Annotated in this window: 14 protein-coding genes; 7 read left to right on the top strand and 7 right to left on the bottom strand. The window is 70.3% G+C overall.

The window, feature by feature from the left end; translation table 11 throughout:
- Window positions 1-143: 143 nt before the first annotated feature.
- The 3 genes from ACTOWY_RS03925 to ACTOWY_RS03915 form a co-directional block, all read right to left on the bottom strand.
- On the bottom strand, window positions 144-923 hold the full coding sequence (locus tag ACTOWY_RS03925; RefSeq protein ID WP_441308220.1) for an esterase/lipase family protein: 780 nt from the start codon (window positions 921-923) through the stop codon (window positions 144-146).
- A gap of 66 nt (window positions 924-989) precedes the next feature.
- Window positions 990-1,232, bottom strand: coding sequence for a hypothetical protein (locus tag ACTOWY_RS03920; protein WP_441308219.1), 243 nt, complete (start codon window positions 1,230-1,232; stop codon window positions 990-992).
- 9 nt (window positions 1,233-1,241) lie between these two features.
- The gene (locus ACTOWY_RS03915) at window positions 1,242-2,108 is read right to left on the bottom strand and encodes an SPFH domain-containing protein (protein ID WP_441308218.1); all 867 of its coding nucleotides are present in this window, start codon (window positions 2,106-2,108) and stop codon (window positions 1,242-1,244) included.
- Window positions 2,109-2,247: 139 nt separating this feature from the next.
- On the opposite strand from ACTOWY_RS03915, the gene ACTOWY_RS03910 reads away from it, so the two are divergent.
- The 7 genes from ACTOWY_RS03910 (at window position 2,248) to ACTOWY_RS03880 (ending at window position 6,514) form a co-directional block, all read left to right on the top strand.
- Window positions 2,248-3,018 (top strand): ABC transporter ATP-binding protein, encoded by a 771-nt coding sequence (locus tag ACTOWY_RS03910; protein ID WP_441308217.1) that lies wholly within the window; start codon window positions 2,248-2,250, stop codon window positions 3,016-3,018.
- A complete protein-coding gene (locus tag ACTOWY_RS03905; RefSeq protein ID WP_441308216.1) occupies window positions 3,003-4,580 on the top strand; it encodes a hypothetical protein in 1,578 nt (525 codons plus the stop codon). The genes ACTOWY_RS03910 and ACTOWY_RS03905 overlap by 16 nt, the downstream gene beginning before the upstream one ends.
- A 33-nt stretch (window positions 4,581-4,613) precedes the next feature.
- A complete protein-coding gene (locus ACTOWY_RS03900) occupies window positions 4,614-4,925 on the top strand; it encodes an ArsR/SmtB family transcription factor (protein WP_185002191.1) in 312 nt (103 codons plus the stop codon).
- Complete coding sequence (locus ACTOWY_RS03895) at window positions 4,922-5,371, top strand: SRPBCC family protein (RefSeq protein WP_441308215.1); 450 nt, start codon at window positions 4,922-4,924, stop codon at window positions 5,369-5,371. The genes ACTOWY_RS03900 and ACTOWY_RS03895 overlap by 4 nt, the downstream gene beginning before the upstream one ends.
- A 135-nt stretch (window positions 5,372-5,506) precedes the next feature.
- Window positions 5,507-5,833 carry a PadR family transcriptional regulator gene (locus tag ACTOWY_RS03890; RefSeq protein ID WP_441308214.1) on the top strand — a complete coding sequence of 109 codons (327 nt, stop codon included), beginning with the start codon at window positions 5,507-5,509 and terminating at the stop codon, window positions 5,831-5,833.
- Window positions 5,830-6,186: a DUF1048 domain-containing protein gene (locus ACTOWY_RS03885; RefSeq protein WP_441308213.1), complete on the top strand. Its 357-nt coding sequence runs from the start codon at window positions 5,830-5,832 to the stop codon at window positions 6,184-6,186. The genes ACTOWY_RS03890 and ACTOWY_RS03885 overlap by 4 nt, the downstream gene beginning before the upstream one ends.
- 1 nt (window position 6,187) lies before the next feature.
- The gene (locus ACTOWY_RS03880) at window positions 6,188-6,514 is read left to right on the top strand and encodes a DUF1048 domain-containing protein (protein WP_441308212.1); all 327 of its coding nucleotides are present in this window, start codon (window positions 6,188-6,190) and stop codon (window positions 6,512-6,514) included.
- Between the two features lie 57 nt (window positions 6,515-6,571).
- Here the strand turns inward: ACTOWY_RS03880 and ACTOWY_RS03875 are convergent, their stop codons facing one another.
- From ACTOWY_RS03875 to ACTOWY_RS03860, 4 genes are all read right to left on the bottom strand, one after another.
- Entirely contained in the window at window positions 6,572-8,068 is a 1,497-nt protein-coding gene (locus tag ACTOWY_RS03875) for a protein kinase domain-containing protein (RefSeq protein ID WP_441308211.1), read from the bottom strand.
- 623 nt (window positions 8,069-8,691) lie between these two features.
- Entirely contained in the window at window positions 8,692-10,263 is a 1,572-nt protein-coding gene (locus ACTOWY_RS03870; protein ID WP_441308210.1) for an FAD-dependent monooxygenase, read from the bottom strand.
- Window positions 10,260-10,892 carry a PadR family transcriptional regulator gene (locus ACTOWY_RS03865; protein WP_441308209.1) on the bottom strand — a complete coding sequence of 211 codons (633 nt, stop codon included), beginning with the start codon at window positions 10,890-10,892 and terminating at the stop codon, window positions 10,260-10,262. Before ACTOWY_RS03865 ends, ACTOWY_RS03870 begins: the two co-directional genes overlap by 4 nt.
- A 63-nt stretch (window positions 10,893-10,955) precedes the next feature.
- Window positions 10,956-11,564, bottom strand: coding sequence for a class I SAM-dependent methyltransferase (locus tag ACTOWY_RS03860; protein WP_441308208.1), 609 nt, complete (start codon window positions 11,562-11,564; stop codon window positions 10,956-10,958).
- Between the last annotated feature and the right edge of the window lie 96 nt (window positions 11,565-11,660).

Genomic DNA, 11,660 nt, shown 5'->3' with positions numbered 1-11,660 from the left:
CCAGTGGCGTGAGAGCGGTGTCAGGGACCGACCCTGCTGCCCGGCACCGGCCACGTCCATCGGCTGAACGGCGGAATGTGAGAGCGCTTTCAGGTAGATGAAGTACGCCCATTATTTTTGGCTTGAATTAAGGTGCTTCCGGCTCAACCGCAAGGGCGGAACCGCGGGTCGGCCAGGCCGCCGCGGCCCAGTGCGTTCAGCACCCACTTGATGGTGGCCGAGGAGTGCGGGATGTAGAGGTGCTCGCTCAGGTTGGCCGGGCAGGCATCCTGCAGCACGACGTTGGTCACCCGGTTCGCCGGACCGGAAAGGTGTTGACTGGCAAAAGGCGTGACCACCTCGTCGTAGCGGGTGGTGATCGTCGTGTACTTCACCGCGCCCGCCAGGTCGCCGCCCTCGTTGAGTCGCCGGATGAAGGCCGAGTTCGACGCCTGGTCCCCGCAGGCCGGGCAGAACGTGGCGCCCAGCAGCTTGGCCAGCGGCTGGCTGGTGCCATGGTTGGACGGGGCGATGCCGATCAGTGCGTTGACCTTGGCCGCGCCGCCGAGGAACTTCAGGTAGTGCCGCGGCATCATCCCGCCCTGGCTGTACCCGACGATGTCCACAGTGGACCACCCGCTGCTCGCCCTGACCTGGTCCACGTACCTGGCCAGCTCGGCGGCGGAGTCGGCGACCGGGTTCAGCCCGCCGTTGCCGTAGTCCAGCGGGTAGCTGCAGTAACCGTTGCGGGACAGCTCGGGCGCGAGTCCGCCCCAGCTCCAGCCGGACTTCTTGAACGTCCCGTGCAGCAGCACCACCGGCCGTTTGGCCGACTGGCAGCCCGCGACGTCGGCCAACGATTGCGCGGGCGCGGCCACGGCCGGGAGCTGGCAGGCGAGCAGGGCGAAGATCGCGGCACCCAGCAGGGCGAGCGTCCGGCGCATGGCGTCCTCCGTTATTACCTGGCGGTAACCTGGGAGACACCAATGTAAGGTGCGTCACAGTGGAGGTCACTCCGCTGAACGGTCGCCCTGCTGATCTTCCGTTTGGTCCGCTGCGGCGGGCTTGCGTGGGCGGCCCCGCTTGGCCGGTCGCCCGGCCTCGCTGGGCATCCGCCCCTGCTCGCTCAGCGCCCGGCGCAACAGGAACTCGATCTGCGCGTTGACGCTGCGCAGTTCGTCCCCGGCCCACCTGGTCAGCGCGTCGTGCACGGCCGGGTCCAGGCGGAGCAGGAAGCTCTTGCGGTCAGCCACGGTGGCCCGCTAGTGGTACAGCGAACCCGCGTTGACGACCGGCTGGGTCGCACGATCCCCGCACAGCACCACCAGGAGGTTGCTCACCATGGCCGCCTTCCGCTCCTCGTCCAGTTCCACCACGTCGTGCTCGGCCAGCCGGGCCAGCGCCAGTTCGACCATGCCGACCGCACCCTCCACGATCCGCTGCCGGGCCGCGACCATCGCGCCTGCCTGCTGCCGCTGCAACATGGCGTGCGCGATCTCCTGGGCGTAAGCCAGGTGGGTGATCCTGGATTCGATCACGTGCACCCCGGCCAAGGTGATCCGGGCCGAGATCTCCGCGCTGAGCTTCTCGGTGATCTCATCGGCGTTCTCGCGCAGGGACAGCCCGGTCTCGCCGTGGTTGTCATAGGCGTAGCTGGTGGCGATGTGCCGGACCGCGGTCTCGGTCTGGATGCCGACGAAGCCGACGAAGTTGTCCACGTCGAAGACGGCCTTGGCGGTGTCGGCGACCTGCCAGACCACCACCGCGGCGATCTCGATCGGGTTGCCGTCAGCGTCGTTGACCTTGAGCACCGCGGACTCGTGGTTGCGGATCCTGGTGGACACGGTGGTGCGCTCGGTGAACGGGTTCACCCAGCTCAGGCCGTCCTGGCGGAGCGTGCCGCTGTACCGGCCGAGGAACTGCAGCACCCGCGCCTCACCGGGGGAGACCATGATCAGTCCGCGGGCCAGGGTCAGCACGGTCACCAGCACCACGGCGCTCACCACGATGACGGCGGGCCCTGCGGAGAACACGCCCAGCGCGATCCCACCCAGGCTGGCCAGCCCGAAGAACAGCAGGACCGCAGCCGAGGCGATCCCCGGCAAGGTGAAGGCCACCCGTTCTCGCACGCCCGCCACGGGCGCTTTGACAAGTGTCGATGCAGTCATCTCTGGTCCACTCTCCCCATGCGCCGCTGGTCGCGGTGCCTAGCAAAGTGATATCACTTTATGTCGGAACCGGCAACGCGCCGGAGGGAAGGGGAAGCTGGTGGAGATCGGGACCGACGGACCGGCACTGCGGTTGTCCGGCCTGTGCAAGCGCTTCGGCGAGACGATCGCGGTGGACCGGGTGGACCTCGCCGTGCCGCGCGGGTCCTTCTTCGGGCTGGTCGGGCCGAACGGCGCGGGCAAGACGACCGCGCTGTCCATGGCGGTCGGCCTGCTGCGACCGGACGCGGGCACCGCGCGGATCTTCGGGGTGGAGGTGTGGGAGGACCCGGTGCGCGCCAAGGCATTGGTCGGCGTGCTGCCGGACGGGCTGTCCCTGCCGGAGCGGCTCACCGGGCGGGAACTGCTGACCTACATGGGTTTGCTGCGCGGCATCGACGAGGCCACGGTCGCCGCGCGGGTGGCCGAACTGCTCGGCGTGCTGGAGCTGACCGGGGCCGAGCGCACCCTGGTGGTGGACTACTCGGCAGGCATGCGCAAGAAGATCGCGCTGGCCACCGCGCTGCTGCACGGGCCGCGGCTGCTGGTGCTGGACGAGCCGTTCGAGGCGGTGGACCCGGTCTCGGCCAGCACCATCCGGGTGATCCTGCAGCGCTTCGTCGCCGGCGGTGGCGCGGTGGTGCTCTCCAGCCACGTGATGGACCTGGTGGAGCGGCTCTGCGACCACGTCGCGGTGATCGCGGGCGGCCGGGTGGTGGCGGCCGGTCCGCTGGCGCAGGTGCGCGGCGAGGGCAGCCTGGAGGAGCGGTTCGTGCACCTGGTCGGCGGTCGCACCGGCGGTGGGGAGGGATTGTCGTGGTTGGCGTCCTGATCCGGCTGAAGCTGCGCCTGCTCAGTCACGGGCTGCATGGCACGGCGCGGGCCCTGACGCTGATCCTGGGCGTGCTGGGCGGGCTGGTCGCGGCCGGGTTCTCGGTGTTCCTGATGAACATCGACACCCTGGGCGCGCCGGTGCCCGGTTACGACCTGACCGCGGGGATTTTCGCCGGGTGGACCCTCGGCTGGGTGCTCGGACCGATTTTCGTTGCGGGCAGTGATGAAACCCTGCAACCCGAGCACTTCCGGCTGCTGCCGGTGAGCCCGCGGAAGCTGGCCGCCGGACTGCTGGCCGCCGCGGCGGTCGGCGTGCCCGCGGTGGTCAGTCTGCTCGCCTTCGGTGGACTGGTGCTGCGGGCCTCGGTGGACGGCCTGGCGCCGGTGCTGGTCGCGATCGTCGGCGTGCTCGCGCAGTTGGTGTTCGTGCTCACGCTGTCCAGGGTGGTGGTCGGCGCGCTCGGCGATGTGCTGCGCTCGCGGCGCGGGCAGGACCTGGGGGTGCTGCTCGCGGCGGGTGTCGGCTTGCTGGTGCTGCCGTTCCAGTATGTGCTGAACACGGTTTCCGCCGGGCTGGTGCTGGGTTTTCCGCCGGAGCTGGGCGAGGTGCTGCGGTGGCTGCCTCCTGGCTGGGCGCCCGCGGCGGTCGCCGCCTCGGTGCGGGGTGACTGGCTGACCGTGGCGGCGGGACTGGGCGGGCTGCTGGCGCTGACCATGGTGCTCGCGCAGGTGTGGGCGATTCTGTTGCGGCGCAGGATGACCCGGCCCAGCGTCGGGCTGCGTGGCGCGGATGTGCGGACCGGGAACGGTCTGCTGCAACGGTTCCTGCCCGCCGGGCCGGTCGGCGCGGTGGCCGCCAAGGAGGTGCGCACCTGGTGGCGTGATCCACGGCGACGGGCGGTGTTGTTACCCGCCTTGGTGATCGGGCTGGTGCTGCCGTTGGTGCTGCTCAGTGTCAATCCGGCGGCCGCCATGATCGCCCCGGCGGGTGGACTGCTCGTGGTCGGCTTCGCCGCGCTCAACGCGGGCAACCTGTACGGCTTCGACGGCACCGCGCTGTGGCACATCCTGGTGCAGCCCGACGCCGCCCGCGCCGACATCCGCGGCAGGCAGCTCGGCTGGCTGGTCTACGTGGCGCCGGTGGCCTTGCTCGCGGTGCTGGTGCTGCCCGCGGTGACCGGCCGGCCGGGGGCCTATCCGTACGTGCTCGCGCTGCTGCCCGCGCTGCTCGGTGGCGGGGCCGGGCTGCTGGTGATCCTCTCGGTGTTCGCGCCGTTCCCGGTGGCAGCCCAGCGCGGCAACCCCTTCGCCGGGTCCGGGAACCCCGGCTGCGCGAAAGCCTTGCTGCAACTGGTGATCGGGCTGCTGCTCCTGGTCGCCGCGGCGCCGCCAGGACTGCTGTTGCTCGGTGGCGCGCTGTCCGGGAACGCGGTGCTGACCTGGCTGGCGCTGCCGGCCGGGATCGGCTCGGGAGTGCTGTTCGGCTGGTGGTGGGGCGCGCTCGCGGCCCGGCGGCTGGCCGAACGCGGCCCCGAACTGCTGGCCGCCGTCCGAACTTGACGCGTAGGAGATTTCCTACCTATTCTCCTCGGTATGGATGTGTTCGCCGCGTTGGCCAATCCGACCCGTCGGGAGTTGCTGGGGTTGCTCCTGCGCGGGCCGCGGCCGGTGCAGTCCCTCGCGGAGCATTTCGACATGAGCCGCCCGAGCGTGTCCGAGCACCTGCGGGTGCTCAAGGACGCGGGGCTGGTCGCGGAAGCCAGGCGCGGCCGGGAACGGCACTACCAGCTCGAACCCGAGCCCCTGCAGGAGCTTCGGGACTGGCTCACACCGTATGAGCGGTTCTGGCGGGAGCGGTTGTCCGCGCTGTCCGATCTGCTCGACGAGGAGGAAGAAGAGGAATGACCAACGCCACCGACATCAAGGTGGACCAGTTCCTGGCCCACTCGCCAGCCAAGGTCTGGCGGGCGCTCACCGACCCGGCCCGGCTGGCCCGTTGGCTGATGCCCAACGACTTCCAGCCCGTGCTCGGCCACCGCTTCACCTTCAATCGCGGCGAACCGCTGCCCGCGGTCCGCACCGACGGCATCGCGCACTGCGAGGTGCTGGCGATCGAGCCGGAACGCCTGCTGCGCATCAGTTTCGACGACAGCGGTCCGGACAACGGCATGCGGACCACCATCACCTGGACCCTGGAGCCCGAGGGTCGCGGCACCCGATTGTTCCTGGCGCACACCGGATTCGACCCGGACAACGAGTTCCAGCAGCTCTCCCGCAAGTTCATGGGCAGTGGCTGGAGTTCGGGTGTGGCCGCGGCACTGGCGCGGTTACTGGACGAGGAGGCCGACTGAGGCGTGTCCGCCGCACACTCCGCCGCGATCTGAACGGCCCGCGGTCCGGCCGCACTGGCCATGAGCCACTACTCGGTGATACGTTGTACTGGTACTCGGTACCACTGAGTACTTCGAGATCGAAGAGGGCTCACGATGGACGACCTGACGGAGATGCTGAAGGGCACGCTTGAGGGTTGCGTGCTGGAAATCATCGGCAGTGAGGAGACCTACGGGTATGCCATCACGCGTCGGCTGAACGAACTCGGCTTCACCGATGTCGTCGAGGGCACGGTGTACACCATTCTGCTGCGGCTGGAGAAGAACGGGCTCGTCCTGGTGACGAAACGACCGTCCGGGCAGGGTCCACCGCGGAAGTTCTACGCGCTCAATGACGCGGGGCGCGCGGAACTCGCGAAGTTCTGGGCGAAATGGGAGTACATGACATCGCGGATCGACAAGCTCAAGGAGGGCGGGAGATGAATTTCTGGGAGACGATCACGGGCAGCGATCTCACCAGGGATTTCAAGGCGTTCGAGGCTCGGGCAGCGGCATTGCCTGCGGACTACCGGGCGGCGTGGGAAGAGATCAAGGGGCAGCTCATGCCCTACTCGGACTTCACCGGCCGGAACCTGATGCCGATTCTCGACGGCGCCCTGGGGTTGCTCGAAGAGACCGCGGCCGATGGGCAGAGCATTCAGGAGGTGCTGGGTGAGGACATCAAGGGCTTCTGTGCGGCGCTGGCCGGCGAGGAAAGGGGCCGGAGCTATCGCGACCGGTGGCGTGAGCAGTTGAACAGGAATGTCGCCAGGAAATTGGGCAGGCTGGGAGGCTGATATGGGCATCCAGGACATCATCGAGGGCAAGAAGCAGTGGCGGGCGCACCTGGCGCGGGTCAAGGCGCTCCCGCCGGACTACCGGATCGTCTACAAGGAGATGCAGCGGTACTTCTTCAAGGTCGGGCCGGTCGACCTGCTGGAGGGGACGCTGCTCTCCGGGATCGTCGACTTCTTCGAGGAGGGCGCCGCGGGCGGCAAGGGCGTGTTGGAACTCATCGGCGAGGACGTCGCAGCCTTCTGCGACGACCTGATCAAGGACTCGCGCACCAACGCGGATGTCTATCAGGAGTCCATCAGCGGGAAGTCCGGCACGGCCGGGAAGTGACACCCGCCGAACCAAGGCACCGCGGGGTGCCTTGGCCCGTGCTCGGGAACAACCTGGCTAGCGTGGGTCGCTGTCGATCTTCAGGCCGCCGCCGGAGCGGATCACCCGGATCGTGCGCTGTTCGGACCGGTTGGGGTAGACCACGGTGAGGGTGACGTCCACGGCGTTGTCCGAGGTCTTCTTGCCGGTCGCCTTCTGGCTGTACACCAGCTTGTACTGCGACCAGTACTGGGTGAACCCGGATTCGCCGCCGATGAGGCCCTTGGCGTTGTCGGTGAGCATGTCGAAGGCCTGGCCGCGGTCGGCCGCCCGGCCTGCGGCACCGTAGTAGTCGACCACGTACTGGCCTGCCTCGCGGAAACCGATCGGCGCGGAGTCATCCGGCGGGGTCGGCTTGTCCGCGGCGGAGGTCGGCGGCGGGGGCGTGCTGGAGTTGCTGGTCTGGCCGCCCGCGGAGTTCTGGGGCGTCTCGCGGAGCCCGTAGTAGGCGCCGCCAATGCCAGCCACCAGGGCGATCGCCGCCGCGATGGCGATCACCAGGCCGCGCCGGGACTTCTTGCGCGGTGGCGAGGCGGGGTCGCGGACGTAGGCCGCCGGGCGCGGGCGCGGCGTGGACATGGTCGGGTTCGGCGTCGGCCGGTTCAGCTGCGGCTGGGTCGGCGGCCGGTAGGGCGGCGGCGGGGTGTTCCCGCCGAGTACCCGGGTGCTCGGCGCGGGGCGCAGCGGCGTGGGCTGGGCGTTGGCCAGGTTCGGGTCGTTGGCCAGGGAGCTGAGCGTGGCGGCGGCCTGGGACATGCCGGGCCGGTCGGCGGGCTCCTCGCGGAGCAGGCTCATCAGCACCGCGGTCATCGGGCCCGCCTGCCGGGGCGGCTCGACCTTGCCCGCGGCGACCAGGTGCAGCAGGGCCAGCGGGTTCGGGTTGTTGCCGAAGGGCGGCTTGCCCTCGATCGCGGTGTAGAGCGTCGCGCCGAGGGAGAAGACGTCCGAGGGCGGGGCCGGGTCGTGGCCCTTGGCGATCTCCGGCGAGAGGTAGGCCGGGGTGCCGGCCATCATGCCGGTCTGGGTGACGGTGACGTCGTCCGCGGCCCGGGAGATGCCGAAGTCGGTGATCTTGGCCAGGCCGGACTCGCTGACCAGGATGTTGGCCGGCTTGATGTCCCGGTGCACGATCCCGGCCTGATGCGCGGCGGCCAGCGCGCCCGCGACCTGGCCGCCGATCGCGGCGACCTCGCGGATGGGCAGCGTGCCGCGTTCGTCGAGCAGATCGGCCAGGCTGCGCGAGCGCAGGAACTCCATGACCAGGCAGGGGTCCCCGTTGTGCTGCACCACGTCGAAGATGGTGATCGCGTTGGGGTGGGACAGCCGGGCGGCGATCCGGGCCTCCCGCATCGCCCTGCGCCGCGCGTCCAAGGTCTGATCCTCGGACTGGCCCGGCTGCAGCAGGAGCTGCTTGATGGCGACGGGGCGCTGGAGGCGCTCGTCGTATGCCTGCCACACCGCGCCCATGCCGCCGCTGCCGATGTGTTCGACCAGCCGGTAGTTCCCGGCGATCACCTGGCCCCTGTCGATGGCCGATCGCTCCTCGTCCTGATGAGTGGTGACGGCCCAACGCCGTCTGCCAGACGCGTCCACCCTAATTGACGCGATGGAGGGGGTTGGTGAGCGTTAGGTCGGCGAAAATAGTGCCTAGGGCCTCATCCGTATTGCGCCGAATGGACTAATTGCGGCAACTTTCGGGCGCAAGCGGTCCGGCCTTGACCACGTTCGGTGGCGGGACGCTGCCGGAGGGGCAGGTCCTGGCCCCGGGCTCCTGCCCAGCCCAGGGCAGGGGAAGACCGGTGCGCCGCCGTCGCCCGCGGTGTGGTTGTGGTGGCTGGCGGTGTTGGATGCCTGGTCAGCGGATCGCGGCGGGGCGGGGTGGGCTGGCGCGGGATAACGATCCGGTAGGCGTGGCGTTGGTCACGCTGCCGTCGATCCGGCGGCGTGGGGTCCCCGTGCACGGCGGGAGGAGCCGTGCACGGGGACGTGAGGGTGCGGGCACGGTGGCGCCCGAGGCCCGAGGCCCGAGGCCCGAGGCCCGAGGCCCGAGCCCGAGGCCCGAGGCCCGAGGCCCGAGGCCGAGGCCGAGCCCGAGCCCGAGCCCGAGGCCGGGAGCCCGGGCCCCGAGGCGCCGGACGTCAGGTGCGGAGTAGCTGTTCCAGCGCGGCGCGGAGCTGGTCGTGCGGGTTGGCGTCGGACTCGGTGCGCCAGGCGAGGTAGCCGTCCGGGCGGAGCAGCACCGCGCCCTCGGGCAGGGCGTAGCGGGCCGGCCACTGGTTTTCCGGGTCCAGCAGGTCGGTGCCGATCCGGTGGGCGGTCAGCGGGACGCCGAACTGCTCGGCCAGCTCGGTCGCGGCCTGGCGCCAGCCATCGCCCTGGGGGCCGGTGAGCAGGAGCAGGCCGGTGGAGACCAGGTCGTGCAGGGCCAGGCGGTCGCCGTTGTGGGTCAGCCACAGGTGGGGGGCGCGGTGGCCGGGTTCGGGGACGGGGTGATGGCCGGGGGTGAAGGCGGACTCGTAGGACCGGCCCAGGATGGCGGGGGAGGTGTAGCGCTGGCCGAACATCCAACGGATGTCGGAGTTGGCCTCCTCCTCCGGGTCGCTGCTGCCGCGGCTTTCCTGGCGGTTGATGGTGATGTCCACGAACTCCTGGGCCAGTGGACGGCGTTCGGGTTCGTAGCTGTCCAGCAGGGCGGGGGTGGCCCAGCCCTTGAGCACCGCGGCCAGTTTCCAGGCCAGGTTGTGCGCGTCCTGGACGCCGGTGTTCGCGCCGTAGCCACCCGCAGGCGGCCACACGTGCGCGCTGTCCCCGGCCAGGAACACCCGGCCCTGGCGGAACCGCTCGGCCACCGCGGCCACCTGTTGCCACGGGGTCACGTCGACCACCTCGACCGGGATGTCGTCCCGGCCCAGCAGCTCGTGCAGCATCGGGGTCAGGCGTTGCGCGGTGAAGTCCGCCGGGGTGTCCACCGCGGCGTCGTAGCTGAACGCGGCGGCCCAGCGGCCGGGGTGCGCGGTGGTGGTCAGGAAGCCGGGCGGGCGGCCGGGCTTGACCACGAACCACATCACGGCGCGTTCCGGGATCAGCTCGGACAGATCCGCCTCGAAGAGCACGCCGAGGAAGTCGCCCAGGATGCCGGGGCCGTCGCGGCGGATGCCCAGCTGCTCGCGGATGGTGCCGCGGTTGCCGTCGGCGGCGATCAGGTAGTCCGCGTGGATCCGGTACTCCTCGCCGGTGGCGCGGTCCTTGGTCACCGCGTGCACGCCGTCGGCGGTCTCGGTGAAGGAGACCAGCTCGGTGTTGAACCGCTGTTCCGCGCCGCGGGCCTGGGCCGCCGCGCTCAGCACCGGCTCCACCGTGCTCTGGTCGGCCAGGCACAACCGGCCCGCGCTGTACTCGTCGTAGCTCGCGGTGGCGCCCAGGCGGAACAGCCAGCGCCATTCGCCGGCCAGCGACTGGCAGTGCACGCCGCCCTTGTCGTTCTCGAACGGCCTGCCCGCCTCGTACACCTGTTCGGCGATGCCGAAGGCGCGGTAGATCTCCATGGTGCGCACGTTGATCCCGCGGGCCCTGCCTTGTGGGGACGGGCCGGGGTGCTTGTCCACCAGGATCGACTCGACCCCGTGGCCGGACAGGAAAAGCGAGGCGGTCAGGCCGGCCAGGCCGCCGCCGGTGATGAGCACCGGCACTCGTTCCTCGTTGCCGCTCATGACGATTCCCCCTCGTCGGTTGGTGTGCTGAAGCTGTCCCCGATCCCGCGCAGCCACTCCTGGTCCCAGGTGATCCGGCCGTCGTCGAGTTCGGCCACCGTCGCGCGCACCCAGTCGAGCTGGGCGATCAGCGTGGCCCGCTGGTACTCCTCCTCCAGCAGGAACAGCCGCGGCACGCCCGCGGCCAGCGCCTCGGCCGTCACGGTGTCGGTCTCGGCGACCAGTTCGGCGAGTGTGGTCGCGCGCATCTCCAGCAGCGCGCGGATCTCGCCCGGTTCGAGCAGCGGCATGAACGCCACCGCGGCCGGGAACTCCGGGAACTCGGTGCCGGTCGCGGTGAACATCTCGCGCAGCCAGGCGCGGGCCGTGGCCAGCCCCTCCGGGCCGATCTCGTAGATGGTCCGCTCCGGCCGGTTGTCGGCCCGTTCGGTCTCCTTGACCTTGATCAGTCCGGCCTTCAGCAGGCGCTCGATGGTCTGGTAGACGCTGGCCCGCTGCCGGACGTTGACCACCCGGTCCTTGCCGCGTTCCTTGATCAGTTGCTGAATCCGGTACGCGTGCACCGGGGCCTCGATGACCAGGCACAACACGGTCAGTGCGAGCGGCGAACGACGGATCGGGGTTGCCATAGTCATAAACTTACTAGTGAGAATATGACTATGGCAACCCCGAGGGGACGTCAGGGGAAGTGGTCAGCGGTTCTCCGGGCGGCTCGCGCGCAGTTCGTAGCTGGGACCGAGCAGGCCGCGGCGGTCGTTGAGCCGCAGCAGCACCCGGGTGAACCCGGCGCACTCCACGTCCAGCCGCAGCGTGGCCGGACTGCCCTCCAGCAGCATCCGGTGCGCCGACAGGATCAGCCGCCCGCCCGGCCGCAGCACCCGGTACAGCTCGGCCAGGGCCCTGGTCCGGTCCGCCCACAGGTGCAGCGTGTTCACCGTGAGCAGCACGTCGACGCTGCCGTCGGGCTGCCCGGTGTCCTCCGCGTCGCCCCGGTGCAGCCGCACGTGTCCGGTTCTGGCCTGGTCGGCGCAGCGTTCCCGGGACCGGCGCAGCATCTCCTCGGCCGGGTCCACCCCGATCACCCGTCCGGCGGAGGCCGCCGCGGCCGCCGCGGCCAGTCCGACGCCGGGGCCCGCACCGAGCACCAGCACCGTGTCGGTGTGCCGTAAGCCCGCCTCGGCCACCAGTTCCCGCTCGGTGGCGGCGTTGGCGCGCGCCATGATCGCCCCGCCGATCCGGCCGGTGAGGCCGCGGGGATGACCGAACGCGGAGTCCACGATCCGCGGGAGGGAAGTAGCCATGCCTCCAGCACAGCTCGCATCCTCGCTGCTCGCATCGGGGACTTCCCTGAAATTCCTTCACTCGGGGGTAGTGCGCAAAGATCGTCCCTCGGGTGA

Origin of the sequence: Crossiella sp. CA198, from assembly GCF_052078295.1 — a bacterium.
Lineage (GTDB): Bacteria > Actinomycetota > Actinomycetes > Mycobacteriales > Pseudonocardiaceae > Crossiella.
This window is presented reverse-complemented; position numbering and strand designations above follow the sequence as displayed.

Bases quoted from the DNA above. Each gene is read 5' to 3' on its own strand.
- ACTOWY_RS03925 (WP_441308220.1), bottom strand. From the start codon at position 923: ATGCGCCGGACGCTCGCCCTGCTGGGTGCCGCGATCTTCGCCCTGCTC.
- ACTOWY_RS03900 (WP_185002191.1), top strand. From the start codon at position 4,614: ATGGATGTGTTCGCCGCGTTGGCCAATCCGACCCGTCGGGAGTTGCTG.
- ACTOWY_RS03895 (WP_441308215.1), top strand. From the start codon at position 4,922: ATGACCAACGCCACCGACATCAAGGTGGACCAGTTCCTGGCCCACTCG.
- ACTOWY_RS03890 (WP_441308214.1), top strand. From the start codon at position 5,507: ATGGACGACCTGACGGAGATGCTGAAGGGCACGCTTGAGGGTTGCGTG.
- ACTOWY_RS03885 (WP_441308213.1), top strand. From the start codon at position 5,830: ATGAATTTCTGGGAGACGATCACGGGCAGCGATCTCACCAGGGATTTC.
- ACTOWY_RS03880 (WP_441308212.1), top strand. From the start codon at position 6,188: ATGGGCATCCAGGACATCATCGAGGGCAAGAAGCAGTGGCGGGCGCAC.
- ACTOWY_RS03870 (WP_441308210.1), bottom strand. From the start codon at position 10,263: ATGAGCGGCAACGAGGAACGAGTGCCGGTGCTCATCACCGGCGGCGGC.
- ACTOWY_RS03865 (WP_441308209.1), bottom strand. From the start codon at position 10,892: ATGGCAACCCCGATCCGTCGTTCGCCGCTCGCACTGACCGTGTTGTGC.
- ACTOWY_RS03860 (WP_441308208.1), bottom strand. From the start codon at position 11,564: ATGGCTACTTCCCTCCCGCGGATCGTGGACTCCGCGTTCGGTCATCCC.